The 25500-nt window shown below is 71.0% G+C and carries 26 protein-coding genes and 1 pseudogene; 8 read left to right on the top strand and 19 right to left on the bottom strand.

Going from position 1 to position 25500, the window contains the following annotated elements; all coding sequences use genetic code 11:
• Positions 1-63: 63 nt before the first annotated feature.
• Positions 64-1404: a DUF2252 domain-containing protein gene (locus IEZ19_RS34225; protein WP_189315279.1), complete on the top strand. Its 1341-nt coding sequence runs from the start codon at positions 64-66 to the stop codon at positions 1402-1404.
• Positions 1405-1420: 16 nt separating this feature from the next.
• Here the strand turns inward: IEZ19_RS34225 and IEZ19_RS34220 are convergent, their stop codons facing one another.
• Positions 1421-3058 (bottom strand): alpha/beta fold hydrolase, encoded by a 1638-nt coding sequence (locus tag IEZ19_RS34220; RefSeq protein ID WP_189315278.1) that lies wholly within the window; start codon positions 3056-3058, stop codon positions 1421-1423.
• A gap of 185 nt (positions 3059-3243) precedes the next feature.
• Here IEZ19_RS34220 and IEZ19_RS34215 point away from each other — a divergent pair, with 185 nt between their 5' ends.
• Positions 3244-3516: a hypothetical protein gene (locus IEZ19_RS34215; RefSeq protein ID WP_189315277.1), complete on the top strand. Its 273-nt coding sequence runs from the start codon at positions 3244-3246 to the stop codon at positions 3514-3516.
• 19 nt (positions 3517-3535) lie between these two features.
• On the opposite strand, the gene pspAB is transcribed toward IEZ19_RS34215, so the two are convergent.
• The 3 genes from pspAB to IEZ19_RS34200 form a co-directional block, all read right to left on the bottom strand.
• Entirely contained in the window at positions 3536-4117 is a 582-nt protein-coding gene (gene pspAB, locus IEZ19_RS34210; RefSeq protein WP_189315276.1) for a PspA-associated protein PspAB, read from the bottom strand.
• 2 nt (positions 4118-4119) lie between these two features.
• Positions 4120-5037, bottom strand: coding sequence for a zinc metalloprotease HtpX (gene htpX, locus IEZ19_RS34205; RefSeq protein WP_189315275.1), 918 nt, complete (start codon positions 5035-5037; stop codon positions 4120-4122).
• Positions 5038-5176: 139 nt separating this feature from the next.
• On the bottom strand, positions 5177-5434 hold the full coding sequence (locus IEZ19_RS34200) for an SCO2583/SCO2584 N-terminal domain-containing protein (RefSeq protein WP_189315274.1): 258 nt from the start codon (positions 5432-5434) through the stop codon (positions 5177-5179).
• Positions 5435-5680: 246 nt separating this feature from the next.
• Here IEZ19_RS34200 and IEZ19_RS34195 point away from each other — a divergent pair, with 246 nt between their 5' ends.
• Entirely contained in the window at positions 5681-6007 is a 327-nt protein-coding gene (locus tag IEZ19_RS34195; RefSeq protein WP_189315273.1) for a hypothetical protein, read from the top strand.
• A gap of 627 nt (positions 6008-6634) precedes the next feature.
• Here IEZ19_RS34195 and IEZ19_RS34190 read toward each other — a convergent pair.
• From IEZ19_RS34190 to glnA, 6 genes and pseudogenes are all read right to left on the bottom strand, one after another.
• Positions 6635-7429 carry a maleylpyruvate isomerase family mycothiol-dependent enzyme gene (locus IEZ19_RS34190; RefSeq protein ID WP_189315272.1) on the bottom strand — a complete coding sequence of 265 codons (795 nt, stop codon included), beginning with the start codon at positions 7427-7429 and terminating at the stop codon, positions 6635-6637.
• Positions 7386-8057 (bottom strand): TetR/AcrR family transcriptional regulator, encoded by a 672-nt coding sequence (locus IEZ19_RS34185; protein WP_189315271.1) that lies wholly within the window; start codon positions 8055-8057, stop codon positions 7386-7388. The genes IEZ19_RS34190 and IEZ19_RS34185 overlap by 44 nt, the downstream gene beginning before the upstream one ends.
• 308 nt (positions 8058-8365) lie before the next feature.
• Positions 8366-8488 (bottom strand): hypothetical protein, encoded by a 123-nt coding sequence (locus IEZ19_RS52735; RefSeq protein ID WP_268248710.1) that lies wholly within the window; start codon positions 8486-8488, stop codon positions 8366-8368.
• A gap of 865 nt (positions 8489-9353) precedes the next feature.
• On the bottom strand, positions 9354-10448 hold the full coding sequence (locus IEZ19_RS34180) for a hypothetical protein (protein ID WP_189315270.1): 1095 nt from the start codon (positions 10446-10448) through the stop codon (positions 9354-9356).
• Between the two features lie 174 nt (positions 10449-10622).
• A pseudogene (locus IEZ19_RS34175) lies at positions 10623-10721 on the bottom strand (IS5/IS1182 family transposase); the annotation flags it as partial.
• Between the two features lie 245 nt (positions 10722-10966).
• On the bottom strand, positions 10967-12376 hold the full coding sequence (gene glnA / locus IEZ19_RS34170; RefSeq protein ID WP_189315268.1) for a type I glutamate--ammonia ligase: 1410 nt from the start codon (positions 12374-12376) through the stop codon (positions 10967-10969).
• 213 nt (positions 12377-12589) lie between these two features.
• On the opposite strand from glnA, the gene IEZ19_RS34165 reads away from it, so the two are divergent.
• Positions 12590-13057, top strand: coding sequence for an RDD family protein (locus IEZ19_RS34165; protein ID WP_189315266.1), 468 nt, complete (start codon positions 12590-12592; stop codon positions 13055-13057).
• A 75-nt stretch (positions 13058-13132) separates the two neighbouring features.
• On the opposite strand, the gene IEZ19_RS34160 is transcribed toward IEZ19_RS34165, so the two are convergent.
• The 4 genes from IEZ19_RS34160 to lipB all read right to left on the bottom strand — a co-directional run bounded on the left by IEZ19_RS34160 (position 13133) and on the right by lipB (position 16281).
• Positions 13133-13834, bottom strand: coding sequence for a DUF4191 domain-containing protein (locus IEZ19_RS34160; RefSeq protein ID WP_189315265.1), 702 nt, complete (start codon positions 13832-13834; stop codon positions 13133-13135).
• A gap of 63 nt (positions 13835-13897) precedes the next feature.
• Positions 13898-14098 (bottom strand): SCO2195 family GlnR-regulated protein, encoded by a 201-nt coding sequence (locus IEZ19_RS34155; protein ID WP_189315263.1) that lies wholly within the window; start codon positions 14096-14098, stop codon positions 13898-13900.
• Between the two features lie 270 nt (positions 14099-14368).
• Positions 14369-15355 carry a lipoyl synthase gene (gene lipA, locus IEZ19_RS34150; RefSeq protein WP_189315261.1) on the bottom strand — a complete coding sequence of 329 codons (987 nt, stop codon included), beginning with the start codon at positions 15353-15355 and terminating at the stop codon, positions 14369-14371.
• A 110-nt stretch (positions 15356-15465) separates the two neighbouring features.
• Positions 15466-16281 carry a lipoyl(octanoyl) transferase LipB gene (gene lipB / locus IEZ19_RS34145; protein WP_189315259.1) on the bottom strand — a complete coding sequence of 272 codons (816 nt, stop codon included), beginning with the start codon at positions 16279-16281 and terminating at the stop codon, positions 15466-15468.
• 239 nt (positions 16282-16520) lie between these two features.
• Between lipB and IEZ19_RS34140 the strand changes: the two genes are divergently transcribed.
• Positions 16521-17993: an NsdA family TPR-like regulatory protein gene (locus tag IEZ19_RS34140; protein WP_189315257.1), complete on the top strand. Its 1473-nt coding sequence runs from the start codon at positions 16521-16523 to the stop codon at positions 17991-17993.
• Positions 17994-18005: 12 nt separating this feature from the next.
• Here the strand turns inward: IEZ19_RS34140 and IEZ19_RS34135 are convergent, their stop codons facing one another.
• Entirely contained in the window at positions 18006-19349 is a 1344-nt protein-coding gene (locus IEZ19_RS34135) for an NAD(P)/FAD-dependent oxidoreductase (RefSeq protein WP_189315255.1), read from the bottom strand.
• A 210-nt stretch (positions 19350-19559) separates the two neighbouring features.
• Positions 19560-20459 (bottom strand): TIGR01777 family oxidoreductase, encoded by a 900-nt coding sequence (locus IEZ19_RS34130; protein ID WP_189315253.1) that lies wholly within the window; start codon positions 20457-20459, stop codon positions 19560-19562.
• A 73-nt stretch (positions 20460-20532) separates the two neighbouring features.
• On the opposite strand from IEZ19_RS34130, the gene IEZ19_RS34125 reads away from it, so the two are divergent.
• The gene (locus IEZ19_RS34125) at positions 20533-21021 is read left to right on the top strand and encodes a GNAT family N-acetyltransferase (RefSeq protein WP_189315251.1); all 489 of its coding nucleotides are present in this window, start codon (positions 20533-20535) and stop codon (positions 21019-21021) included.
• Between the two features lie 14 nt (positions 21022-21035).
• Here the strand turns inward: IEZ19_RS34125 and IEZ19_RS34120 are convergent, their stop codons facing one another.
• A complete protein-coding gene (locus IEZ19_RS34120; RefSeq protein ID WP_189315250.1) occupies positions 21036-22220 on the bottom strand; it encodes a MarP family serine protease in 1185 nt (394 codons plus the stop codon).
• A 191-nt stretch (positions 22221-22411) separates the two neighbouring features.
• Between IEZ19_RS34120 and IEZ19_RS34115 the strand changes: the two genes are divergently transcribed.
• Together IEZ19_RS34115 and IEZ19_RS34110 are read left to right on the top strand one after the other, a co-directional pair.
• Positions 22412-23260: a peptidoglycan recognition protein family protein gene (locus IEZ19_RS34115; RefSeq protein WP_189315248.1), complete on the top strand. Its 849-nt coding sequence runs from the start codon at positions 22412-22414 to the stop codon at positions 23258-23260.
• Between the two features lie 215 nt (positions 23261-23475).
• A complete protein-coding gene (locus IEZ19_RS34110; protein ID WP_189315246.1) occupies positions 23476-23874 on the top strand; it encodes a hypothetical protein in 399 nt (132 codons plus the stop codon).
• On the opposite strand, the gene IEZ19_RS34105 is transcribed toward IEZ19_RS34110, so the two are convergent.
• Together IEZ19_RS34105 and IEZ19_RS34100 are read right to left on the bottom strand one after the other, a co-directional pair.
• Positions 23864-24382 carry a DUF4240 domain-containing protein gene (locus tag IEZ19_RS34105; protein WP_189315304.1) on the bottom strand — a complete coding sequence of 173 codons (519 nt, stop codon included), beginning with the start codon at positions 24380-24382 and terminating at the stop codon, positions 23864-23866. The two genes, IEZ19_RS34110 and IEZ19_RS34105, sit on opposite strands and share 11 nt — an antisense overlap.
• An 86-nt stretch (positions 24383-24468) precedes the next feature.
• Positions 24469-25446: a helix-turn-helix transcriptional regulator gene (locus IEZ19_RS34100; protein WP_189315244.1), complete on the bottom strand. Its 978-nt coding sequence runs from the start codon at positions 25444-25446 to the stop codon at positions 24469-24471.
• Between the last annotated feature and the right edge of the window lie 54 nt (positions 25447-25500).

The raw sequence follows: 25500 nt of genomic DNA, 5'->3' as shown, positions 1-25500 counted from the left end.
GCCGCCGTTCCGTCCTTCACTGCGATCAGGAGGTGACCGGAACCGGAGGAAGGGGCGCGCCGCATGACCACCCCGGCAGACCGCGTGGACCGCGGCAAGGCCGCCCGCAAACGCGTCACCCGCTCCGCCCACGCCGACTGGCTGCCGCCCGTCGACCGGCCCGACCCCGTCGCCGTACTGGAGAGGCAGGGCCGGGACCGGCTGCCCGAACTGCTGCCGATCCGGTACGGGCGGATGTCCGGCTCGCCGTTCGCCTTCCTGCGCGGCGCGGCCGCCGTCATGGCCGCCGACCTCGCCGCGCAGCCCAACACCGGGCTCACCGTGCAACTGTGCGGCGACGCCCATCTGCTCAACTTCGGGGTGTACGCCTCCCCGGAGCGGGCGCTGCTCTTCGACCTCAACGACTTCGACGAGACGTTCCCCGGTCCGTTCGAGTGGGACGTCAAACGGCTCGCCGCGTCCGTCGCGGTGGCCGGGCGCGAGAACGGGCACCCCGAGGCGAAGGTCCACCGGGCGGTCCTGGCCGCCGTCGCCGCCTACCGCACGTCCATGCGACGGCTGGCCCGGCTCGGTGAACTGGCCGTCTGGTACGAGCGCATCGACGCCGAGAGCCTGGTGCCTCTGCTGCGCTGTGCCCGGCGGCGCGGCAGGGCACAGGCCAGCCTCACCCGCGCCCGCCGCCGTACCAGCCTCCAGGCCGTCGGAAAGCTCACGGAGGTGGTCGACGGGCGGCGGCGCATCGTCCACGACCCGCCGATCCTCGAACCCGCCGGCGCCGCCGACGAGGCCTCCTTGCGCAAGATCTTCAGCGACTACCGCTCCACCCTCTCCGAGGAGCGCCGCCTCCTGCTGGACCGCTACCGCTTCGTGGACGCCGCCCGCAAGGTCGTCGGCGTCGGCAGCGTCGGCACCCGGTGCTTCATCGTGCTGCTGGCCGGGCGGAACTCCGACGACCCACTGTTCCTGCAGATCAAGGAGGCCCAGAAGTCGGTGCTGGAGGAGCATCTGCCCACCGGGCCGTACGTCCACCCCGGGCACCGTGTCGTCGCGGGTCAGCGGATGCTCCAGGCGGCGAGCGACATCTTCCTGGGCTGGATGACCGGTCCCCAGGGCCGCGCCTTCTACTGGCGCCAGCTGCGCGACATGAAGGGCACCGCCGACGTCGCCGGGATGTCCCCGGGCGGGCTGCTCGACTACGCCCGGCTGTGCGGCACCGCCCTGGCCCGTGCCCACGCCCGCTCCGGCGACCGCATCGCCATCGCCTCCTACCTGGGCACCGCCGACACCTTCGACCGCGCCGTCACCGGCTTCGCCCTGAAGTACGCCGACCAGACCACCACGGACCACGTCGCCCTCGGCGCGGCGGTGGCAGCGGGAGTGATCCGCTCGGCCCCCGGGGTCTGACCGACACGCATCAGCATCAGCCGTACCGCTCCATCAGTCCGGCCACGTACACCTCGAGGCGACCGGCCAGCACCTCCGGCGTCAGATCGGTACGGCCCGAGTCGCGCCACGGCCCGGCGAGCTTGGCGGCGTCCGGGCAGTAGGCGAGGGCGTCCAGAAGGCGCCAGTAGAGGTGGTCCGGGCCGGCGGCCTGCGCGCGTCCGCCGGCGGCCTCGTAGCGCGCGCGGAAGCCCAGCCCGTGCTCCGGGCCGTGCAGCAGCGCGAGCGCGGTCGAGCAGTGTGCGACGTCGAGATCGGCCGGCCCCCAGGAGGTCTCCACCCAGTCCACCACCCCGCTCACCCGCAGCCCGTCGCCCGCGCCCGTGAACAGCACGTTCCCGGGGTGGAAGTCCCGGTGCAGGAAGCAGCCCTCGTACGACGGCGGCTCACGGCGCAGGACACCCACCGCCCGCTCCCAGAGGGCGCCGTGCGGCGCGCGCACGCGGTCCGCCGAGGTCCACGCCTGGTACGGGCGCGGACGCTCGTCGGGGACGACCTCGTGGACCCGGACCAGCTGAGCCGCCAGCAGATCGAGCCGCCGCTCCAGATCCTCCTCGTCCACCCGGACCCGGCCGGGCAGCCGGGTCATCAACAGGCTGGGGTGGTCGCAGTGTTCGGCCGTGGCGTCGACCGCGAGCGGCACGGGCGCCGGGACGTCCTCGTGGGCGGCGAGCAGGCCGAGCACGTCGGCCTCGCGGGTCAGCAGGCCGGGGGCGTGGTGGCGGAAGAAGGGCTTCACGAAGGTGCGCAGGACACGGTCGGTGCCGTCGTCGAGGGTGAGTGCGCGCATCTGGGAACTCCAGCCTCCCGACAGGAAACGGCTGGCGGCGACCGTGCGGCCCTCGGGAAGCTGCTTGGCCACCCACGCGCGCGTGGCCGTCCAGCCGCCGTCGTCCAGCCCGTCCAGCAGCACGTCCGCGAACTCCCTTCGGTCCTCCGGGTGATCGCGGAACCACAGGCCCAACGTGTGGTCCGCGTCGGGGAGTTCGAAGCGGGTGTACTGGGCGCGGGTTGTCAGTGACTCCTGTACCGCCTCCGTCACCTCCGGCGGGATCACCGTGTCCGTGCCCGGTACCACCAGTACCGCCCGGCCCTCGTACGCCCCTAGTACGTCGAGCGCCCAGGACCCGCGCCAGCTGCCCGGCGTGCGGATGATCCCGCTGAAACGGCCGTCCCCGATGCCGAACGGCACGTCCCACGCCTCCGGTGCGTACACCGCCGGTGCGCACAGGCCGAGGGCCGTGACCCGGGCGCCGTAGTGCCGGGCGAGGTCGGCCACCGTCTGGCCGCTCATGCTGAACCCGACCAGGATCAGGGGCTCGGCCGGGGGCACCCGCGCGTCGATCACCGCCACCGCCTGCTCGAAGCGCCGTCGCAGACTCAACTCCCGTAGCTCGCCCGTGCTTTTGCCGTGCCCGGAGAAGTCGAAGGCCAGGCCGCGGCAGCCGCGGGCGGTGAATTCCGCCAGCAACGGCAGCAACCGCTCCTTGCTGCCGTTGCCGGCGCCGTGGAGCAGGACCACGGCAGCCTGTCCGGAGCTGCCGCCGTGGACACCGCCGAGTACCTCGCCGTCGTGCCGGTGCGTGAAGTCGATGTGCTTCGAGGGCTCGCTCATCCGCCCATTCACTCACACCAGTTACGGCCCTGCCGAAAAGGAGATGCACGCCCTGTGACCGTCTCCCTACGCTGGACACGCGTTGCGGAGCCGCTCACCTCCGGTTTCCGCAGGAGAGGCAGCAGCCCGCGCAGCCGGGGCTAGTCTCGACAGCGCTCAACCACCCACGCACACGGAGGCCCGTGATGGGCACCATCGTCATGTCCGGGACCGTCGTCCTGGTGATCCTGGGATTCGGAAACCACGGCTGGTGGCTCGCAGCCGTCGCCGTGCTCTTCCTGTACCTGCAGTACGGCCGGGGTTCGTCCTCCTCCTCGGCCTCCTCGTCCGGCGGCGGAGCCGGCGTGCCCAACACTTACCAGGCGTACCGCGACCGCCGTGACCGGCAGGCCAGGTGGGAGCGGCGTTACCGGCGCGAGCGTCCGCTCGAGTCCCGTCGTCAGGAGCGCGGGAAGTGACGTCGCGGGGCGGCTTCGGTCACAGGCCGGGGGCTCCCCATACCGGGAACCAGCGGCTCAGGTCCGGCTCGATCTTCAGGTCGTCCGCCAGGGCCGCCTTGATCTGCAGCTCCAGCGCGTTGTCGCGCCGCTGCGCCTCGCCGGGCAGCGGCGCGAAGGGGTAGAACGTGCCCCGCTTGTAGAGGTAGACGAGGGCGAGCCGCCGGCCGTCGTTCTGGAACCCGGCCAGCGAGCACAGCAGTTGCGGGCCGAATCCGTTGACCTCCATGGAGCTGTTCACCGCGTGCAGGTCGTTGACCAGCTGCGGCAACTGGTCGGGGGTGCGGCGTGACACCAGCCAGGAGTAGCCGTAGTCGTCCCGCTGGAGCTCCACGGGCGAACCTCCCCGGTCCGCGTCCGCGTCGAGCAGGGCCTGGACCTCCCGGTGCGTCTGCTCGAACGCCGCGCCCTCGACCGTCGCGAAGCACACCGCGCCGCCCCCGGTCGGGGTGAACCCGGCCGCGGCCTCCAGGGTCACGGCTGCCGAGGGCAACGCGAACAGCCGGTCGAGATCGGGCGCGACGGGTTTCGTACGGCCCAGCAGGATGTCCAGGAACCCCATGCTCAGCCCGCCTTGCCCGGCGTCGCCGCCTCACCCAGCTCGGCGGAGATCCGGCCCAGCTGCTCCAGCCGCTGCTCCAGGGGCGGGTGGGTGGAGAAGAACCGCTCGATGCCGGGCTCCTTACCGGTCGCCGGGGTGAAGTAGAAGGCGTTGAAGGCCTGGGCCGTACGCAGGTCCTTGGTCGGGATCCGGGCGATCTCGCCGGAGACCTTGGTGAGCGCGGAGGCCAGCGCCGAGGGCCGGCCGGTCAGGTGCGCGGCGGCCCGGTCGGCCGCCAGCTCCCGGTACCGGGACAGCGCCCGGATCAGCAGGAAGCTGATCGCGTACACGGCCGCGGAGACGCCCACGACGGCGGCGAGGACGACGGCCGTGTTCTGGTCCCGGCGCCCTCCGAAGACCTGCGAGTAGAAGGCGAACCGCAGGATCAACCCCGCGAGCACGCCGAGGAAGGAGGCGATCGTGATCACGGCGACATCCTTGTGCGCCACGTGCGACATCTCGTGCGCGAGCACACCCTCCAGCTCGGCGGGCTCCAGCCGGCGCAGCAGTCCGGTGGTCACGCAGACCACGGCGTTGTCCGGGTTCCGGCCGGTGGCGAACGCGTTCGGCATGTCGAGGTCGGAAACGGCCACCGCGGGCTTGGGCATGTCCGCGATGGCGCACAGCCGGTCGACCACCGCATGCAGCTCGGGATACTCCTCCCGCTCCACGACCCGCCCGTGCATCGCGAACAGCGCGATCCGGTCCGAGAACCAGAACTGCGCCACGAACATCGCCCCGACCAGGACGACGACCAGCACCCAGGACTTCAGCAACACGATCAACGCGGCGACGAACGCCACGTACAGCAACCCGAGCAGGAACAGCGTGATCCCCATGCGCACGGTCAATCGCCGATCGCTCCGGAAGCGGCTCTGCATCTGCATCACCCCGCAGTCAGGCACTCGTCCCGCTGTCCAGTGTGCACCTGCGGACCCCCATAATGACGCCGCGAACGGCCCTGGTGCCGGTAAAAGGTCCCTGTGAGCCACCGCACGCACACACTGGGCGCCGTCACGCTCAGTAAGGCCCGTGCAGCTGCGCGTACCCCAGCAGAACGATCACCGCGGCCACGCAGCCGAGGACGATGGCCGTCGACAGCCACGACGAGCGGCGGGGCACCACCGGGTCCGGGTCGGCGCGGAAGGGCGCCGGGTCCGGCGGGCTCTCCTTCCAGCGGGCGGCGAGCATCCGGGCCCGCGCGGAGGGCTCCTTGTGCTCGGCCGAGCTCGCCCACCGATGGTCGAACTCGCGCTCCCAGTCGTCCTGTTCCGTCATCCCCGTTGCCACCTCTCTCGTCGGTCGGAGCCAGGGTGGATGATCTCCCGACAGTAGGAGATCTGGGAAGCACGGAAGGTTGTACGGCCCGCGGATTCGCACCCCGTAGCGCCCAGGATGCTGACTGCTCGTGACGCGGCTAGTCTCTTTAAGTGACCTAGGACCGCGCCCGACTTTCGCTCTGAGGCCGCGGCCATCCGTCTCGTGCAGGAACACCGCACGACAGGGTGGAAGGAAGGTATCCCCATGAAGGCACAACGTGTCAGGCGTTTCGCTGCGGTCTCCGCTGTGGGCGTTCTGCTCGCCGGCGGCGCCACGATCGCCACGGCATCCACGGCGTCCGCAGCCACACCGAACCAGGTTTCGACCCAGATCTCCACGAACCGAGGCTGCCGCGGCTTCGGCAACTGCCGCGGCTTCGGCAACCGGAACTTCTTCGGCAACGGCTTCTTCAACAGCGGGTTCGGCGGGTTCGGCGGGTACGGCGGGTACGGCGGGTACGGCGGGTACGGCGGGTTCGGCAACCCGTACGGCTTCAGCAACGGCGGCGTCGTGGTGGTGGTGGTGCGCTGAGCCTCCGGCCCCTGACACGGCAGAGGGCCGCCGCCCGCACTACGCGGGCGGCGGCCCTCACACTCGTATGGGACGTCGGCGTGGATCACACGTCGAAGAAGTGATGTCCTGGCTCGGCCACCTCGGCGGATGGCAGCCACTTTCTTCCTGACCAGCAAGGACGCTGTTGTTCTCTGGCGTCGTTGGTCGTCCTCGGTCTCCTTGGGACGGCCCACAGACGGCCGCGCTTTGCCGGTCGGGGGTGCCGCCCGCGATCGGGTAAGTCTGCTCCGTGCGGGTTCCCACCCGGCGCCTGGTGATCCTGGGCGAACCCGGCGCCGGCAAGAGCGTGCTGCTGATCCGGCTGCTGGACACCGGGCCCAAGTGGCCTCGCCGCGCCCGGGTTGCCACATTCCGGCTACTCGATGCACAAGGCGGAATCGTGGCGCTACGGGCGGCGTTGGCATCCGCAGGCCGGTATGCGGCGTGGGGTTCCCGAGGCGGGCGAACTGCGCGACCGGTGCAGGCACCTTTTCAGCGACTACGTGCTGCGGAGGCGCAAAGGGGAGGCCAGGGTGGACGACCGCACCGGCTCCCACCAGGGCGTATGAGGTTTTCGGCAAGGGCAGCACCCACGGAACCCGGAACTCAGAAGATGATTCTGGCCCGTTGGGTAGCTGAGAGGGCGGACTCGGCTCCGGACACCAGTTCCAGCGTCACTTCGGGGTCACGACCGGCCAGGGCACGCATGTACGCCAGGGCGTCCGCCCGGACGACCGACACCGGCTCGCCCGCGCCGATCAGCCACGAGCCGCCCGCAGCTCCGGTGAGCTCCAGCGCGATGGGCGCCTCGCGCCACGTCAGGGCCAGGTCGCGGACCACCTGCTCGACGATCTGTCCGTCGTGGTCGCCCACGGTGACGGTTTGTCCCGTTGCCTGCGCCAGGTCGATGCGGTGCATCCACAGGTCGCGGTTGTAGATGGTGTCGAGCAGATAGCCGACGGTCATGCGCGGCGCCGCCGGCATGCCGGTGTCGACCTTGGCGAGCCGCATCAGGCCGGGACGGCTTCGGCGTGCCTGTACGGCGCGGGGCCACAGCCGTGCGAACTGCGCGACCAGTACCGGTCCCGATGCCGCGGTGTGGTCTTCGATCTGCGCCGCCATATGGGCATCCACCGGGCCCTTGCCGCGGTGGCGCCGCCTGCCCGCGATCTCCCGACGCAGCATCGTACGCAGACTGATGTTGTCCTCGCACTGGGCGACGAGATGGGAGACCAGAGTGCGCACGTCCCATTCCACGCAGTCGGTGGGCCGCCGCCAGTCGTCGTCGCCGAGCTTTTCGAGCACTTCCAGAGCCGCCCGGCCTTCGGCCTCGGCGATCACGGCCGACTGGTCGTGATCAGTCTGCGGCAGGCGCGCGGCCTGGACAAAGGTCTGAGTCAACGGACTCGCCCTCCTCTGGGGCGTAGAAGCGGAAGAACATGTCCACTGCCGTCTGCGTGAGTCGGGTGAAGCGGCCTTCTTCGACCTGTGCGGACGGTTCATTGGCGAGCTGCTGGCTGATCACACCGGACATCAGTGCCGTGTAGAGGTCCACACCTTCGTCGCCGGCGGCCGCGGGGGCCAGTTGCCCGGCGTGTACGGCCGCCTGTAGCGCTGCCCGCAGGAGCTCCAGCTGCCGCACCGCGGGCTCGAAGGCCTGGGGGGTCGGTTCGAATCCGGGCACCGGCCGCCAGTACAGCAGCTGCGCCAGCACTGGATTGGCCATCGCCCAGGCGATGGCGGCCTGTTGGCCCGCCGTGATCGCAGCCCGCGGATCCTCGGCGAGCCCGGCACGGTACGGCTCCAGGATGCCGACCGACTCACGCATTCCCCGCTCGAACAGACGGTCGTAGATGGCCATCTTCGACTGGAAGTACTGGTAGAGCGAGGGCGGACGCACCCCCACCCGTCGAGCGACCTCGGCCATGCTCAGCGCGGCCACTCCTTCTTCCGCCATGACCTCGATCGCGGTGTCGAGGATCTCCTGCACGGTCTCAGTGCGCCGCCGAAGCCTCCGGTCGTCCCTCATGCCATTAAGAAAACCTAATACCAGTAGGGAAGTCAATGCCCCTTCAGTCAGCCCAGGTTGGAGGGGGACGCGCGGGCCGCTCGCCCGTCGGCGCCGCGCCTGGCGGTGCGCCGGCGTGACCTCGGTAGCGCTGGTGGTGGGGCGGCCCGTCGGTTCCAAACCCCCGGCGCCGGCTCGGGCAAGCGCGCCTCCGTAGCCAAACGAACCCGAACGCGTTGCTTCCCGCAGGGCACCCGCTGGCCCCGTACGTCAGCGACTTCGGGACGAGCCGGCATCGTCTCCATGACGACCAGGTAGCGATCAAGGCACTACGCCCAGCCGGGGACGACCAGGTACTGGAAGGTGCTCAAGGCGATGGCGATCTCCCCGGCCACTTCGTTCGGAGCGAGGCCTTCGAGGCGAACCCACTGGTCCCACATCGCGTCCCTCATCAGCTCCGAGATGATTTCCGACCGGGGTGGGTGCCCTTTGCGAGGCTTGCCATCACCGAGCATCGTTGAGGATTCAGTGAGCTCCACCCGTCCGGTCTTCCCCGAGCCCGACACACCCTCGGGCTCGCGGCACGGGCGTGCGGTGCACCTGGGGCAGACCGGTACCCGCACGCCACACAATCGCGGTTCCCTACGGGGAGCTGTCCCACCACCGGTCGGTACGGCGCTGAGGGTTGTAGTCCCCTGGTCAGCACACGGCCGACTGGTGTGCACCTCCATAGCTCAATGGCAGAGCGCCAGGGGCGCATCGCGCGGGCGTCAGCTTGTCGCTTGTCGGCTCACAGGTCCCTTTGCCGGCTTCGTGACCACGGAAGCCGGGTCTGCGCATCACGAGTTGTCCGATCTTGGTTCACAGGCATCCACGGTCGTCCGCTGACGAGCAGAACGGCAGGCATTAGATGACGTGCTCCGTAGACCCGCCGCGCAGAGGAAGTTCACCACGCCCGACAGCGACACCTATATCGGCGAGTGGGTCGCATATTTGAACCAAATGCATCTGATTGTTGGGCGATTCGGTGCAGGTGACATGCAGACTGTCGATCTCGACCACGGGCACATCGAAGAGCTGCGCCCCGGGTTGCGTCCTTGGAAGTGGTGTACGGGCTCCCACCTGATCCTGGCGTTTGGCCCGGCGTCTGAGTGAGTGCCCGGATACAAGAACGGCCACCGGCTGATCTTCGAGATGTCGAAGGCGCGAAAGAGATCAGCACTCGAAGTGCGCTCAGTTCAGCCGACCGGCCGGCACCGAAAAACGCCCCGCGTCGGTCGTTGCCGGTGCCAGGGCCTTGGCGTGGAGGCCTTTGACTCATTCCCTGTGCGGTAGGTTCCACAGGTGGAGGGTCGTCTGGTCCTTGGAGACCGTGTGCCAGGCGCCCTGCCCTGCCGATCGGGGAGGTCCCGAGACAGGGAAGGGGTAGGCGATCCGGCCGCGCAGGGCCATCGTGTGCGGGTCGACAAGCCAGTGGCGGGGGTCCTCCGCGGAGTAGTACTCGGTGCTGACCACGGCGGTGTCCTCGTAGGGGAACGCCGCCGCCTCGTAGTCCCAACGAACGCGGTCGTCGTCCACGCTTGCGGAGTGGGGCACGGCTTCCGCGGCGTCCAGGCTCCGCAGTTCCATGCCATCCTCCGCCCGGTGCAGGTAGAGGGTCCACTGCCCCAGATCCGTGGTCAGGAAGTGCTCCCCGGACGGGCTCACGGCGAGAAAGACCTCCTCGACGAACCGCTGGACGGTCAGGTTCGCGCCATCCCAGTGTCCCCACAGCACGGGCGAGTTCTCCTCGCCCTCGCCGACGGTCAGCCCCATGTACGCCGGGTTCGGATGGGGGGAGTGGTAGGAGCCCGATCCCACGGTCATCGTCTCGGCCTGGGCCAGCACCGTGCCGTCGGCGGGGTCGATGATCAGCCATTCCTCCTTGACGTCGCGCCCCGCGCGGTTGCGGACGTGTGCCCACAGGAGCTTGCCGTCCGAGGAGAAGGCCGCCGAGCCGATGTCCGCGTGGCCGTGCCCGTAGTCGTCGGCGTACTCGGCGAACGCAGCATGAGCCTCGGTGCACCTGGCGGCGGACCAACAACCATGCCGGATCTCCCACCGCACGGCACCGGTCAAATCCACGGCTCGCAACGCGTGCACGCCGGCGAATACGGCAACATCCCCCGTGGGCGAGACAGTCACCGAGCCGTACCGGCGAGGCCAGGGCGCGGGGAAGCGGACCTCTGTCCCCTCCCCATCGAGGTCGCGGACGGCCAGCTCGGTGTCCCCGCGCTGCAGCAGCAGCCTGCGCCCGGGCCAGTGCAGCACCTGGGGGGCGTCCGCACATGCAGGGTCGAGCGGAGCTGCGACGGTGGCCACGAGACGGGCAGCGACCTGGGCGTGACCCCCGTGAATAGCATCGTTCGGCATCGTCGTATGCTTTCACGCTCGTCAGATGGTGCAGCTGACCTGAAGTCGCCCGCTTCGACCAGCTTCTTGCATCGAGTCTTCGGCCTCACTTTGCGAGCCCGGTATCCGGTACGTCGCCGTGAGCAGGAGCCGGTTCACCTCGAACAGCGCCGCCAAGAAATCATTGAGCCATCTTCATCCTGAGTAGCGGCTGGTCTCGACGTGGTGCAGGACGAGGATGGCCTGCACGATCGGGGTCCTTCGGCGGGGGCAGCAGCGCAGCTGGGCCAGGATCAGCACGGCGAGGCCCCCGGTCGGGGCATCGCGTCTTGGTCGACCGCTGTCCTTACCTGGAGCCTCGCCGTCATCGATCTCTGGTCCCCGGCACCCACCGTGACCAGCATGATCACGATAAAAGGGCTCAGACAAAAGGGGCTCAACAGATAAAGCCGTCGGCCGGCTCTCCTGAAGATGGAGAGCCGGCCGACGGCCCAGAGACGGCCCGGGCGAGCGGTTATCCGCTCTGACCTGGGGCGATATCACACGTCGAAGTACAGCTCGAACTCGTGCGGGTGCGGACGCAGCTGCAGCGGCGCGATCTCGTTCGTGCGCTTGAAGTCGATCCACGTCTCGATCAGGTCGGACGTGAAGACGTCACCGGCGAGCAGGAACTCGTGGTCGCGCTCGAGCGAGTCGAGAACGGCCGGGAGCGAGGTCGGGACCTGCGCGACGTTCGCGTGCTCCTCGGGAGCCAGCTCGTAGAGGTCCTTGTCGATCGGCTCGGCCGGCTCGATCTTGTTCTTGATGCCATCCAGGCCGGCGAGCAGCAGCGCCGAGAAGGCGAGGTACGGGTTGCCGGAGGAGTCCGGGGCGCGGAACTCGACGCGCTTGGCCTTCGGGTTGGAACCGGTGATCGGGATACGCATCGCGGCGGAGCGGTTGCGCTGCGAGTACACCAGGTTGATCGGGGCCTCGAAGCCCGGGACCAGACGGTGGTACGAGTTCACCGTCGGGTTGGTGAAGGCCAGCAGCGACGGGGCGTGCCTGAGGATGCCGCCGATGTAGTAGCGGGCGGTGTCCGACAGGCCCGCGTAACCGGCCTCGTCGTAGAACAGCGGGTCGCCGTTGCTCCACAGCGACTGGTGCACGTGCATGCCCGAGCCGTTGTCACCGAAGATCGGCTTCGGCATGAAGGTCGCGGTCTTGCCGTTGCGCCAGGCGACGTTCTTCACGATGTATTTGAAGAGCTGCAGGTCGTCGGCGGCCGCGAGCAACGTGTTGAACTTGTAGTTGATCTCGGCCTGGCCGGCGGTGCCCACCTCGTGGTGCTGACGTTCGACCTTCAGGCCGGCCTTGGCCAGCTCCAGGGAGATCTCGGCGCGCAGGTCGGCGAAGTGGTCGACCGGCGGGACGGGGAAGTATCCGCCCTTGTAACGGACCTTGTAACCACGGTTGTCCTCGAGGGCACCGGTGTTCCAGGCGCCGGCCTCGGAGTCGATGTGGTAGAACGCCTCGTTCTCGGCGGTCTTGAAGCGGACGTTGTCGAAGACGTAGAACTCGGCCTCGGCGCCGAAGAACGCGGTGTCGGCGATGCCGGTGGAGGCCAGGTACGCCTCGGCCTTCTTCGCCACGTTGCGCGGGTCGCGGGAGTACTGCTCGCCCGTGATCGGGTCGTGGATGAAGAAGTTGATGTTGAGGGTCTTGTCCCGGCGGAACGGGTCCAGACGCGCGGTGGACAGGTCGGCGCGCAGGGCCATGTCGGACTCGTGGATGGCCTGGAAGCCGCGGATCGACGATCCGTCGAACGCCTGCTCCTCGTCGGGGTCGAAGGCCTCGGCGGGCAACGTGAAGTGCTGCATGACGCCCGGCAGGTCGCAGAAGCGGACGTCGATGAACTTGACGTCCTCGTCCGCGATGAACTTCTTGGCCTCGTCGGCGTTCTGGAACATCCAGCTCCTCCTACTCCCGACCGTCCGTGCCGGGGTGGTAGATCGTTCGTTCGTGCGGCCAGTGCGGTGGCACACGCTGGCCTCGACCCTAGGGACGTGTGGTTTCTCGCTCGTGACCCATTTGTTTCGCTGAAGTTAACCGGCCTTCTTCCACCGTAGCCCCGGGACACCCCGCCGTCCCCCGGTCATTTACGGGCGCAGTACCGTGGAGCGGTGGACAGAAGGCAAGCAGTGGGATCGTGGCTCTCCGGGCCGCGCGCGGCCATGGAAGAGGCCGGTGCCGACTTCGGCTACCGGGGCGAGCAGCTCGGTCTGCCGGAGGAGGGGCCGGGATCGATCGCCCGCCCGGGACGGCGCCTGGGCGCGCTGGCCGTGGACTGGGCGCTGTGCGTCTTGATCGCATACGGCCTCATCACCGACGGCTACAACCAGTCGACCAGCAACTGGGCGCTGCTCGTCTTCCTGGTGCTCGGCGTCCTCACCGTCGGCACGGTCGGCTTCACCCCCGGTAAGCGCCTCTTCGGCCTGCGCGTCGTCGAGCTCGCCACGGGCCGCGTGAACCCGCTGCGCGCCCTGCTGCGCACGGTCCTGCTCTGCCTCGCGATCCCGGCCCTGATCTGGGACCGCGACAGCCGCGGCCTGCACGATCGGCTGGCGAAGACGGTGGAAGTGCGGATCTAGTCCTCGTCCGGCTTCTCGTACGACGAAGGGGGGCGCCCGGAGTGATCCGGGCGCCCCCCTTCGTCGTACGGGTGACTAGCGGCCCTTCGGACCGCCGCGCGGCATCCGCATGCCCTTCGGCATCGGGCCCTTCGGCAGCGGCATGTTGCTCATCAGGTCGCCCATGGCGCGCAGCCGGTCGTTGGTGGTGGTGACCTGCGGGCCGGTCAGGACGCGCGGGAACTTCAGCAGCGTCGTGCGCAGCTTCTTCAGCTCGACCTGGCCCTCGCCCGTGCCGACCATCACGTCGTGCACCGGCACGTCCGCCACGATGCGGGCCATCTTCCGCTTCTCGGCGGCCAGCAGGGTCTTCAGCCGGTTCGGGTTGCCCTCGGCGACGAGGACGATGCCGGCCTTGCCGACCGCCCGGTGCACCACGTCCTGGCTGCGGTTCATCGCCACCGCGGGCGTCGTCGTCCAGCCCCGGCCGATGTTGTCCAGCACGGCCGCGGCCGCGCCCGGCTGGCCCTCCATCTGCCCGAAGGCCGCCCGCTCGGCTCGGCGCCCGAACACGATCGCCGACGCGAGGAAGGCGAGCAGCAGGCCCAGGATGCCGAGATAGATCTTTTGACCGATCAAGAAGCCGATCGCGAGGAAGACACCGAAGGTGACGATTCCGACAGCCGCGAGTACAAGACCGATCTTCTTGTCGGCCTTGCGGGTCATCTTGTAGGTCAGGGCGATCTGCTTCAGTCGCCCGGGATTTGCAGCGTCCGCTGCCGTGTCCTTCCTCGCCATGCCACGAAGTCTACGTGGCCCCGGGAGCGCCGACGACGGCAGTGTCCCGGAGAGGGAGGGACGTCAGGAGCGCGAGGAAGCGGCCTGCTCCAGGACGCGCTGTGCCTCGACCCGGTCCTTGGCGCGGCGGCGGTCCTCCAGGACGGAGGTCCAGGCGTTGCGGCGGGCGGTGCGCTGGCCGCCGCTCATCAGCAGGGACTCGACGGCACGGAGTGCGTCGGTGAAGGACGGGATGGGTGTGGCGCGAACCGGCGCGGCCTGCATGGCGGGGGTCCCCCTCGGTACGGCTCGTGTGTGGGTGTACCTGGCGTGAGTCGAGCGTCACTGACTGGTGTTACCAGGGCGTGACCGACCGGTCAAACACCAATGAAACCTTGTCGCGAGGGGCCGAAATGCTGACGCGGCCCTGACGGGCGCCCTCATCTGCGAGGACGCCCGGGGCCGCGTCGTATCGGTCGCTACTCGCCAGTAGCGGCGTGTGCGCGAACTCATACGAGTCCACCGCCGCTGCGGCGTAAGTCAAGTGACGGTGCGTCAGACAGCCTGGGCGGCGACCGGACCGCCCGGCAGCGGGGCGGCTGAGTGACGCTGTTCGACGGCCATCCGGTACAGCCGCCCGGCACGGTAGGAGGACCGTACCAGCGGGCCCGACATCACGCCGGAGAAACCGATCTGCTCGGCTTCCTCCTTCAGCTCGACGAACTCCTGCGGCTTCACCCAGCGCTCCACCGGGTGGTGCCGCACGGACGGGCGCAGGTACTGCGTGATGGTGACCAGCTCGCAGCCCGCGTCGTGCAGCTGCCGGAGCGCGTCGCCGACCTCCTCGCGGGTCTCGCCCATGCCGAGGATCAGGTTCGACTTGGTGACCAGGCCGTAGTCGCGGGCGGCAGTGATCACCTTCAGGGAGCGCTCGTAGCGGAAGCCGGGGCGGATGCGCTTGAAGATCCGGGGCACCGTCTCGACGTTGTGCGCGAACACCTCGGGGCGCGACGAGAAGACCTCGGCGAGCTGCTCGGGGACCGCGTTGAAGTCGGGGGCCAGCAGCTCGACCTTCGTGCGGCCCGCCTCGCGGCCGGCGGTCTGCGCGTGGATCTGGCGCACCGTCTCGGCGTACAGCCAGGCGCCGCCGTCCTCGAGGTCGTCGCGGGCGACGCCGGTGATGGTGGCGTAGTTCAGGTCCATGGTGACCACGGACTCGCCGACGCGGCGCGGCTCGTCGCGGTCGAGCGCCTCGGGCCTGCCGGTGTCGATCTGGCAGAAGTCGCAGCGCCGGGTGCACTGGTCGCCGCCGATGAGGAAGGTCGCCTCGCGGTCCTCCCAGCACTCGTAGATGTTGGGGCAGCCGGCTTCCTGGCAGACCGTGTGCAGGCCCTCGCTCTTCACGAGGCTCTGCATCTTCGTGTACTCGGGGCCCATTTTCGCCCGGGTCTTGATCCACTCGGGCTTGCGCTCGATGGGGGTCTGGCTGTTGCGGACCTCCAGGCGCAGCATCTTGCGTCCGTCGGGTGCGACTGCGGACACGACCGGCTCCCTAGCGTTTGATTCTTCGGCGTGATTCAGGGTACGCCCGTTGATTTGTTGGCCGGCGTGGGTGCTGGCCTTGGCTGTCTACAAGGGCCGGACTCGCTGGTTTATGCCGCCGAGTTCGATGCCGCCGGTGTCTTCTCGATCACCCTGGGGCTGAGGTCCGCGTTCTCGAGTACGTCGCTCAAGTGCCGCTCCACCACCGGCAGGACCTCGTCGATCGTCACGTCGCGGCCCAGTTCGTTCGCGAGGGAGGCCACGCCCGCGTCGCGGATGCCGCACGGGATGATCTTGTCGAACCAGCGGTTGTCGGGGTTCACGTTCAGTGCGAAGCCGTGCATCGTCACGCCCTTGGCGACGCGGATGCCGATCGCGGCGATCTTGCGGTCCTCGCGCCGCTGGCCCGCGTTGGACGGGGCGTACTCCGGGCCGTTGAGGCGGGGGTCGAACTCCTCGTCGTGCAGGCGCGGGTCGAAGTCGAGCGAGAGGCCGCCGAGCATCGGGCGCTGCTCGACCGGGTCGCCGAGGACCCAGACGCCGCTGCGGCCCTCGACCCGGGTGGTCTCCAGGCCGAACTCGGCGCAGGCGCGGATCAGGGCCTCTTCGAGCCGGCGGACATGGGCGACGACGTCCACGGGGCGCGGGAGCTTCTGGATCGGGTAGCCGACCAGCTGGCCCGGGCCGTGCCAGGTGATCTTGCCGCCGCGGTCCACGTCGATGACCGGGGTGCCGTCGAGCGGCCGCTCGTCGTCCGCCGTGCGCCGGCCCGCCGTGTACACCGGGGGGTGCTCCAGCAGCAGGACCGTGTCGGGGAGCTCGTCGGCGAACCGTGCCGCGTGCACCCGGCGCTGCTCGTCCCAGGCCTCCTGGTAGTCGACGGCCTGTGCCCCGAACCCCATGCGGACGAACCGCAACCCACTCACGGCAAACGCCTCCCTCGGCGATGTGTGTGTCAGGCACGTAACGCGCCCAAGCCACTGTACGTCCGGCCCGTGCACGTCAGCTCCGGAGGCAATCCTCACACGATCGGATGAATGGGGGGAGAAGTCTGCTATCGGCCGTTCACTCTCCGCTACATTCGCGCCGTCCATGAGGCCATAAGGGCTGCTCACAGGCAATCCGGGCACTTCGCCGGCCCGGAAGGCAGGAGACCGCACCACAGATGACGGAACGACCCGCGCAGCGCACGCCCAATCGCCAGCTCGCCGCGCTCATCGCAGAAGCGGGGTTCTCCAACGCAGGTCTGGCCCGTCGCGTCGACCAGCTCGGTCTCGAACATGGGCTGGATCTCAGATACGACAAGACGTCGGTGACGCGGTGGCTGCGCGGACAGCAGCCCCGGGGCACGACGCCCGCCCTCATCGCCGAGGTCTTCACGCGCCGGCTCGGACGCAGGCTCACGGCTCAGGACCTGGGCCTGGACGCCTGCGCGCCGGTGTACGCCGGGCTGGAGTTCGCCTCCACCCCCGAGGAGGCCGTGGACATCGTCAGCGGGCTGTGGCGCAAGGACTCGGGCAGCCACGCCGAGCTGCGCAAGATCGCGTTCACCCCGGCAGGCCTCGTCGTGCCCAGCCGCGACTGGCTGATCGGCCGGGCCGACGACAAGGTGGCCCGCGCCGAGCCCGCCCCCCGGGTGCCCGCCCAGGGCCGGACCGCCGCGCCCAGGTCCGTTCCGGAGCAGCCGGTACCCGCACCGTCCCGCCCGCGCGGCCCGCGCGAGCGGGACCCCGGCCAGAAGGTCACTCACGGCGACATCTCCGCGCTCCGTTCGGTCGGCGACCTCTTCCGCACGCTCGACGACCAGTACGGCGGCGGCCACGCCCGGCAGGCCCTGGTGCGCTACCTGGAGCACGAGTGCGAGCCCATGCTGCGCGGCAGCTACGACGAGCAGACGGGCCGCCGGCTGTTCGCCGCCGCGGCCGACCTCACCCGGCTCGCGGGCTGGACGTCGTACGACATCGCCGCGCACGGACTCGCCCAGCGCTACTACGTGCAGGCGCTGCGCCTCGCGCAGGCGGCCGGGGACCGGGCCTACGGCTCCTACGTCCTGGTCACCATGAGCCGCCAGGCCGTCTATCTCGCGCACGGGCGGGAGGCCGTCCAGCTCGCGCGCGTCGCCCAGCAGGGGGTGGGCACCAGCGCCCCGCCGGTCGTCCAGGCGCTGCTGCACTCCGCCGAGGCCCGCGCGCACAGCGTACTGGGGGAGGTGCGGGCGTGCACGGGTGCGCTGGTGCGGGCCGAACGCGCCCTGGAGGCGGCCCGGCCCGGGGACGAGGTCCCGCACTGGGCGCGCTTCTTCGACGAGGCACAGCTCGCCGACGAGTTGGGGCACTGTCACCGGGATCTGCAGCAGTTCCGGGCCGCGGCGCAGCATGCCGAGCGCTCGCTGCAACTGCGCGCCCCCCTGTACGCCCGCAGCCGGCTGTTCTGCCGGGTCGTCCTCGCCACCGCCCGGCTCGGCCTCGGTGAACTCGACCAGGCCTGCGCGCTGGCCGCCGAGGCGGCGGGCCAGGCGGTGGAGATGCGCTCGGCGCGGGCGGTCGAGTACGTCAGGGACTTCGAGCGCCGGCTGGAGCCGTACAAGGACGCGGCCCCGGTGCGCGGCTACCGGGACAAGGTGGCCGCGCTCGGGTAGACCGGGTCCTCCTCAGGCCGCCTTGCGCAACGCCGGGGGCGGGTCCGTGTGGTGCATCGAACCGGACGCGTCCAGGTCCGCCAGGATCGCCGACGCGGCCCGGTGGGCCGAGTGCAGGGCGCCCTGGACGGTGCTGGTGTCCCGGTGGTCGCCGCACACGTACAGGCCCGCCAGGAGCCGTACCGGGCGGCGCAGGTCGTGCGGCGGTCGCATCGCGGGGACGGCCTCGGGCGTGTGGTGCACGGCGAGGGTCTCCCAGCGGTGCGTCGGGGTGCCGTACAGCCGGGCCAGATGCATGCGTACGGCGGTGTCGACGTCCTCCGGGGGAGTGCCCAGGACGGTCGAGGAGACCAGCGCCCGGCCCGCGGGCGCGCGGCTCGGGTCGACCTCACTGACGACCGCGGTGTGCGCGACCGGGCCGCCGCGGTCGGCGTCGAGGAGCAACGAGGCGCCGGTGGCGGGCGGTTCGTCCGTGGTGTGGTGCACCACCGTCACCGGGTGGAACTCCGGGACGCGCAGGCCGGGCAGCAGCTCGGCGGCGGCGCGCGCGTCGGTCGCGAGCAGGAGGGCACGGCAGCGGATCTCGCCGTGCTCGGCGGTGGTCACCGAGGTCGTGCAGACGGAGGTGGCGCGGACGCCGGTGCGCACGGTGCCGGGCGGCAGTGCGCGGGCCAGCAGTTCGGGCACCACCTCGGCGCCCCCCTCGGGCACGCACAGCCGGCCGCTCGCGAAGGAACGCAGGGCGAGGTCGGCGCACCGGCTCGACGTGGTCAGCTCCGGGTCGCACAGCAGGGCGGCGAGCAGCGGGCGCAGAAATCCGTCGATCGTGCGGGCGGGCACCCCGCGAGCCGCGAGGGCGTGGGCGGCGGGCAGTTCGGGGCGGGCCAGGATGCGCTCGACGGGCGTACCCGCGATCCTCGCGAGGGCCACCCCCAGGCGGGCCTGGTCGACGGCTCCGCCCACCGGGGCGGGTGACGCGGCCGAGCCCCTGGGGGCGCTCGCCAGGGCGCGCACCGCGTGGAGTGCGCCCCTTGCGCTCCCTGCGCCCGCGGGTGCGCCCGCACGGTGCCGGCGTCCGTCGCGGTGCAGCAGAACACCGGACGCGAAGGGGCGCAGGACGAGGGCGTCCAGCCCCCGCGTCAGGCGTAGTTCGGGGTACGACGTGGACAGGAGCTGTCCGATCCGGTCGAGCCGGAAGCCGTCGACCTTCTCCGTCGACATGCGGCCGCCCACACACGGGGCGGCCTCCAGGACTACCGTCGACACTCCAGCGCTGGTCAGCCGATGGGCCGCCGAGAGTCCGGCGATGCCGGCCCCCACTACGACGACGTCCGCCTGGTACGCGGGCTCAAGCACGAGGCCCCTCCTCGAGGTTGCGCTGCCGGTGGAGACGTCATGCCCCCAACAGGCTCCAGGGATACCCGAGTTCGGGTCGAGGTTAGGTCCGTGATCGGTCGGGGGCAGTCGCGCATCGACAGGGCACGGTCGCACGGCGGTCGCACATCGGGCACACGCCCGCTCTCTCCTGGTCGGCCGTGCCCGTTCCGTGCGGTCCCGCGCGTCCCGTCAGTCCAGAGCGGCGCGGATCGCGTCCTCGATCCCGGGGAACGCGAACGTGAAGCCGGACTCCAACAGCCGCTTCGGCACCACCCGTTGACTGCCCAGCACGTCTCCCGCCAGCTCGCCCAGCACCGTCCGCAGCACCGGTGCCGGGACGGCGAACAGCGTCGGCCGGTGCAGCACCCGGCCCATCGCCGCGGTGATCTCACGGTTCGTCAGCGGCTGCGGGGCCGTCAGGTTGACCGGCCCGGACAGGCCGTCGGTGTCGATGAGATGGCGGAGCGCGGCGACCTCGTCCCGCAGCGCGATGTACGACCAGTACTGCCGCCCGCTCCCCAGCGGTCCGCCGAGCCCGGCCCGGAACAGCGGGAACAACCGGCCCCAGGCACCGCCCGTGCGCGCCACCACGAGCCCGGTGCGGGCGAACACCGTACGGATCCCCGCCTCCCGTACGGGCGCCGCGGCCTCCTCCCACTCCACGCACAGGGACGGCAGGAAACCGTTCCCGGGCGGCGCGTCCTCGTCCACCGTCCGCTCACCGGTGTCGCCGTAGAAGCCGATCGCGCTGCCGTTCACGAAGACGCGGGGCGGCTGGGGCAGCGACGCGACCGCCTCCGCCAGCGTGGCCGTGCCGAGCACCCTGCTGTCCCGCACCCGTTTCTTGTAGGCGTCCGTCCAGCGGTGGTCGCCCACCCCCGCACCGGCGAGATTGACCACCACGTCGCAGCCGGCCAGGGACGCCGCGTCCACGTACCGCCCCTCGGGGTCCCAGCACACCTCGGCGTCGCCGTGGGAGGCGCGGCGGACCAGACGCACCACCTCGTGCCCGTCCGCGGCCAGGGACCGCACCAGGGCGCTGCCGATCAGACCGGACGCGCCGGCCACCGCGATTCGCGAACGTTCCATGACCCCAGCATGCCGTTCCGGCGCCCGGAAAACCCTGCGGGGTGCCCGTGCCGTCCGACGTAGGGTGACCCACATGTCCGAGCTGCACATACGCGCCGCCCTGCCCGACGACGACGAGGAGTTGAGCCTCCTCGACCGGTCCACCTGGTCCCCGCTGCACGCGGTCATGCCCGAACCCCGGCCGCCGTATCCGCCCTTCTTCGACGAGCGCCACGCGGTCGACGACGTGCTCGTGGCCGAACTGGAGCGGCGCATCGTCGGCTACATCCGCCTGGGCCACCCGACCCGCCTCGCCGTCAACGCCCATGTGCACCAGATCCAGGGCCTCGCCGTCGCCGACGAGGCCCGCGGCCGGGGCGTCGCCCGCGCCCTGCTGCGCGCCGTCGCCGACGAGGCCCGCCGGCGCGGCGCCCGCCGCCTCACCCTGCGCGTCCTCGGCCACAACACCCCGGCCCGGAAGCTCTACGAGTCCGAGGGGTTCGCCGTCGAGGGTGTGCTGCCGGAGGAGTTCCTGATCGACGGCGCCTACGTGGACGACGTGTTCATGGGCCGGTTCCTGTAGCCGCTGTACCTGTTCTACGACGTGACCAGGTTCCCGGTGTCCACAGGGGCCGTCGCGTCCGCCGCCCGCCGGGCGTCGCCGGCCACCTCGTCGGCCGTCAGCACGTACCCCGTCTCGGCGTCCGACGTGGAGCGCGCGAACACCACGCCGTACACCCGGCCGTCCGTCGTCAGCAGCGGTCCGCCCGAGTTGCCGGGGCGGACCGTCGAGCGGATCGAGTAGATCTCCCGGGTGACCGTGCCGTCGTTGTAGATGTTCTGGCCGGTCGCCTGCACCCGGCTCGCCACGGTCGCCGCCTGGAGGTTCAGGGAGCCGTCCTGCGGATAGCCCGCGACCACCGCCGAGTCACCGCGCGCGGCACTGTCGTCGAAGCGCAGCACCGGCGCCGTGAGCCCCGGCACATACAGCACCGCCACGTCCCGGTCCGGGTCGAAGAGCACCACCCGGGCCTCGTACGACCGCCCGACGCCGCCGACGCGCACGGTCGGGTCGTCGATGCCCGCCACCACGTGCGCATTGGTCATCACGTGCCCCGCCGCGTACACGAACCCGCTGCCCTCGCGGCCCTCGGTGCCGGAGACGCCCTCGATCTTCACCGTGCTCAGCTTCGCCGCGTTCGTGGCGCCCGCCGTGACGCTGTCACCGGAGGGCCTGGCCACCTGGGCCGTCGACTCGTTCTCGAACGGGTTGAACACCTGCGGGAAGCCCGCCTCGGTGAGCGCCGACGTGGCGCGCGAGAACCAGGCGGGCGTGGTGTCCGGCATCGTGTCCTGGACCGCGCCCAGCAGCGCCGAGTTCCGGATCGCCGTCGTCAGCAGCGGCGAGGAGGAGGCGCCCAGCACGCTCGCCGCAACCCAGGCCACGATCAGCACCGCGACCGAGTTGGCCGCGGCCCCGCCCAGCCCGTCGGCCACCCGCAGCGGCCCCCGGTCCAGCTCGCCGCGCAGCCGCAGCGCCAGCCGCCCCGCCAGCTCGTGTCCCACCGCCGCCGGGACCAGCACCGTCAGCACCGCCGTCACCGTCGCCGCCGTCGTCCCGCGCGTGACCAGATCCATCACCCACGGCAGCACCCACACCCCGACGGCCGCACCGCCCACGAACCCGGCCAGCGAGACACAACCGGCCACGAGACCGCGCCGGTATCCCGATCCCGCGTAGACGAGGATCACCAGCACGAGCACCACATCGAGCAGATCCACTCAGCCGCCGCCTTTCTCTCGGACCCCCTGGTACGAGCGGGACGGGCCCAGTGATCAGGAACGCGCGCGTGTCGTCCGGAACCCGTCACACGTGCGTGTATCACATGAAACGTCCCGGACCGGGACGATGGTTCCGCCGGGTGGCAGAGCACACATCGCGGGCGGCGTGCGGCCCGCCCACAGTGGGACCCATGCGTGCCTTTCCGAGAGCGTGGGGAAAACGGGGGCCACGGGGGCGACGGGGGCGGCGCCGCGCCGTGCGGCTGCCCGGCGCCGTCCTGGTGCTCCTGGGCTGTCTGCCCGGCCTCACCGCCGTCGGCGCGCTGGTGCTGTGCGCCCGCACCGCCGAGGGTCCCGTCGTCCAGGCCCGGCCGGCGCAGCCCGCCGCGGCCCGCTCCGCCACCCCGCACCACGCGGCGGAGCCCCGCATCGTGCCCCGGTCGGCCTGGCTCGACACGACCACCCGGCACAGCCAGCCGCCGCCGCGCTACGACGACAAGGTCGTCGCCGTGTTCGTCCACCACACCGACTCTCCCAACGACTACCTCTGCGCCGACGCGCCGCGCATCATCCGCCATCTCTACGCCGGCCAGACCGGGGCCCGCGCCTGGGACGACATCGGCTACAACTTCCTCGTCGACCGCTGCGGCACGATCTACGAGGGCCGCGCCGGCGGCGTCGAGCGCGCCGTCACCGGCGCCCACACCCAGGGCTTCAACCACCGCACCACGGGCATCGCCGCCATCGGCACCTTCACGGCCGGGGTCCCGGTGCCGCGCGCGATGACCGAGGCGATCGCGAGCATCGCCGCCTGGAAACTCGGCCTCGCCGATGTCGACCCGCGCGCGACGGTCACCCTCACCTCCAGCAACAGCCTCAGCCGGTACCCGGCCGGCACCACCGCCTCCCTCCCCGCCCTGACCGGCCACGACAACGGCTACCGCACCACCTGCCCCGGCGCAGCCCTCACCGCCGAACTGCCGAAGATCAGAGAGCGGGCGGCGAAACTGCAGGGCCGCGCGGCGACGGGCATCGGCTGACGGAACCCGCTGGACACGTGCCGAGCATGCGGTGTTCCATGAGCCCGGTTCACGGCGGAAGCGGGGGAGGAACACACGATGGCCGGTGCGCCGCCGCTGGTGCGCATGGTCGACGCCACGATCGGTGAGGCGCTGGCCGGGGTGTCGGCAGGTGTCGTGGCGGACGTCGTCGTGTTCACCACCGTGGACGACTTGAGGCTCTCCGGCACCGCCGGGTGGATACAGCTCGGCCTCACCGGCGGCCTGGTGGTGGTCGGGCGCTCGGCTTCCTGCTGCACCGGCCGCGCCTGCGGCGGCAGTTCGCGGACGCGGTGGCACCGGCGTCGATGCCGGACCTGGAGCAGGAGACCCGCTGGCTGCGGACGGGCCGCCGTCGAGCGGCGCTCTTCGCCGTTGCCGTGACACTGGGCGGCGCTTACCTCGCCCACATCCCGCTCCTCGGCGTCGGCTTCCAGCTGATCTTCCTCATCGGCGCCGAGAACACCCGGAGCACCGTGCGGCAGTGGGAACGCCGGCACGGCGTCCGCCTGTGGAAGCCCTCGCTCGCCGCCGTGGGCCGGGAGGAGTTCCGCCGGGCGCCGTACTACGTGACACCGGACGGGGTCACTCCCTGAAGCGGTCCCACAGTTTGGGATAGCGCTCCGCGAGTGCCCGTTCGTTCTCGAAGTCCACCGGTGTGCCCTCCGGTTCGGCCGGGGCGGGGGCGATGCCCAGGTCCGGGGCCACCGTGCCGGTGAGCTGCTCGTAGGCCTCGTCCGGCGCGTAGCCCAGTTCCTCGCCGTCGCCGTCGATCTCCTCGTCGAAGTCGGCCAGCAGGTCGGCCAGCGAGTCCGGGTCGTGCACGGCGCCCTCGAAGACCTCCCGGCCCTGGCCGATCAGCCAGCACCGGAAGAAGTCGAACGCGTCGTCGCTGGCCCCGTCGAGCAGCACCCACGCGGCGCCCCACAGGTCCCAGGTGTAGGCGCGGTTGTAGCGGGACTCGAAGTGCCGGGAGAAGTCCAGGACCGACTCCGGGTCGAGCTGGACGAGACGGTCCACGAGCAGGTCCGCCTGATCCTCGGGGTCGCCCTCGGCGGCCTCCCGGGTGGCGTCCACCAGCTCCCAGAACTCCAGCTCCTCCATCACGGGACAAGCATCGTGCCTGTGCGGGTGGGACGCACGTGGAGTGCGGCGGATTGTTGTCGGGGCACACGGGTGCCCGGGTGCGCTCAGGGGCGTCCGTACAGCTCTCCGAGCCGCGCCGCATCTCGGGCGAACCGTTCCCGCAGCGTCTCGGGCGCCAGCACCTCGGCCTCCGGCCCGAGCGCCATGAGCTGGGTGTACGCGACCTCCTCCGACTCCACCGGCACCGTCACCGTGACCCGGCCGTCCGCGTCCGCGGCACCCGCGTCCCGCAACGCCTCGCGCGCCCCCGGCGGATCGACGGCGTACGCCAGCCTGCGCACGCCCTCGGGGGACAGCCGTACGACGACCTCGGCGCGCAGGATCGACCGGGCGAACTCCTCGGCCCGCTCGGCCCAGAAGCCGGGCAGGTCGAACTCCTCGTCGCGGACGAAGCGGGCGGCGGTCGCCTCGACGGCGGTGAACCGGTCGATGCGGTACGTCCGGAAGGCGTCAGCGTCCGGGACCCGCGCGCACAGATACCAGGTCCCCGCCTTCAGGACCAGGCCGTACGGCTCCAACACCCGCTCCACCTCGGCTCCGTCACGCCGGTAGCGGGTGGTCAGACAGCGGTCGGCCCACACCGCCTCCGCGACGGCGGACAGCAGAGCGGGCGTCTCCGGCTCGCGGAACCACGCGGGGGCGTCCAGATGGAACCGCTGCGCGGCCGTACGGGAGGCGTCGCCGAGGGACGGCAGGAGGGCCGCCGACACCTTCAGCCGCGCCGCCGAGGCCGCGTCCTCCAGCCCCATCTCCCGCAGCGCACCGGGCACCCCGGACAGGAACAGCGCCTCGGCCTCACTGCGGGCCAGCCCGGTCAGCCGCGTCCGATAACCGCCGACGAGCCGGTACCCACCGGCCCGCCCCCGGTCCGCGTACACCGGTACACCCGCCTCCGACAACGCCTGCGCGTCCCGCGTCACGGTCCGCTCCGACACCTCGAGCTCCCGCGCGAGCTCGCCGGCGGTCATGGAGGGCCGTGACTGCAGAAGGAGAACCATCTTGATGAGCCGAGCCGCACGCATGCGCTCATGATGCCGGGGGCCACCGACAGTGAAAGGGGTACGGCAGCTGCCGTA

Source organism: Streptomyces brasiliensis, assembly GCF_014647875.1.
In the GTDB taxonomy this organism is placed as follows: Bacteria; Actinomycetota; Actinomycetes; order Streptomycetales; family Streptomycetaceae; genus Streptomyces; species Streptomyces brasiliensis.
The sequence above is the reverse complement of the archived record's forward strand: the minus strand, read 5'-3'. Positions and strand labels throughout refer to the sequence as shown.

What these genes read in the sequence shown, in the direction of transcription:
- IEZ19_RS34225 (WP_189315279.1), top strand. Translation starts at nt 64, where the DNA reads ATGACCACCCCGGCAGACCGCGTGGACCGCGGCAAGGCCGCCCGCAAA.
- IEZ19_RS34220 (WP_189315278.1), bottom strand. Translation starts at nt 3,058, where the DNA reads ATGAGCGAGCCCTCGAAGCACATCGACTTCACGCACCGGCACGACGGC.
- IEZ19_RS34215 (WP_189315277.1), top strand. Translation starts at nt 3,244, where the DNA reads ATGGGCACCATCGTCATGTCCGGGACCGTCGTCCTGGTGATCCTGGGA.
- pspAB (WP_189315276.1), bottom strand. Translation starts at nt 4,117, where the DNA reads ATGGGGTTCCTGGACATCCTGCTGGGCCGTACGAAACCCGTCGCGCCC.
- htpX (WP_189315275.1), bottom strand. Translation starts at nt 5,037, where the DNA reads ATGCAGAGCCGCTTCCGGAGCGATCGGCGATTGACCGTGCGCATGGGG.
- IEZ19_RS34200 (WP_189315274.1), bottom strand. Translation starts at nt 5,434, where the DNA reads ATGACGGAACAGGACGACTGGGAGCGCGAGTTCGACCATCGGTGGGCG.
- IEZ19_RS34195 (WP_189315273.1), top strand. Translation starts at nt 5,681, where the DNA reads ATGAAGGCACAACGTGTCAGGCGTTTCGCTGCGGTCTCCGCTGTGGGC.
- IEZ19_RS34185 (WP_189315271.1), bottom strand. Translation starts at nt 8,057, where the DNA reads ATGAGGGACGACCGGAGGCTTCGGCGGCGCACTGAGACCGTGCAGGAG.
- IEZ19_RS52735 (WP_268248710.1), bottom strand. Translation starts at nt 8,488, where the DNA reads ATGAGGGACGCGATGTGGGACCAGTGGGTTCGCCTCGAAGGCCTCGCT.
- IEZ19_RS34180 (WP_189315270.1), bottom strand. Translation starts at nt 10,448, where the DNA reads ATGCCGAACGATGCTATTCACGGGGGTCACGCCCAGGTCGCTGCCCGT.
- glnA (WP_189315268.1), bottom strand. Translation starts at nt 12,376, where the DNA reads ATGTTCCAGAACGCCGACGAGGCCAAGAAGTTCATCGCGGACGAGGAC.
- IEZ19_RS34160 (WP_189315265.1), bottom strand. Translation starts at nt 13,834, where the DNA reads ATGGCGAGGAAGGACACGGCAGCGGACGCTGCAAATCCCGGGCGACTG.
- IEZ19_RS34155 (WP_189315263.1), bottom strand. Translation starts at nt 14,098, where the DNA reads ATGCAGGCCGCGCCGGTTCGCGCCACACCCATCCCGTCCTTCACCGAC.
- IEZ19_RS34140 (WP_189315257.1), top strand. Translation starts at nt 16,521, where the DNA reads ATGACGGAACGACCCGCGCAGCGCACGCCCAATCGCCAGCTCGCCGCG.
- IEZ19_RS34130 (WP_189315253.1), bottom strand. Translation starts at nt 20,459, where the DNA reads ATGGAACGTTCGCGAATCGCGGTGGCCGGCGCGTCCGGTCTGATCGGC.
- IEZ19_RS34125 (WP_189315251.1), top strand. Translation starts at nt 20,533, where the DNA reads ATGTCCGAGCTGCACATACGCGCCGCCCTGCCCGACGACGACGAGGAG.
- IEZ19_RS34115 (WP_189315248.1), top strand. Translation starts at nt 22,412, where the DNA reads ATGCGTGCCTTTCCGAGAGCGTGGGGAAAACGGGGGCCACGGGGGCGA.
- IEZ19_RS34105 (WP_189315304.1), bottom strand. Translation starts at nt 24,382, where the DNA reads ATGGAGGAGCTGGAGTTCTGGGAGCTGGTGGACGCCACCCGGGAGGCC.
- IEZ19_RS34100 (WP_189315244.1), bottom strand. Translation starts at nt 25,446, where the DNA reads ATGCGTGCGGCTCGGCTCATCAAGATGGTTCTCCTTCTGCAGTCACGG.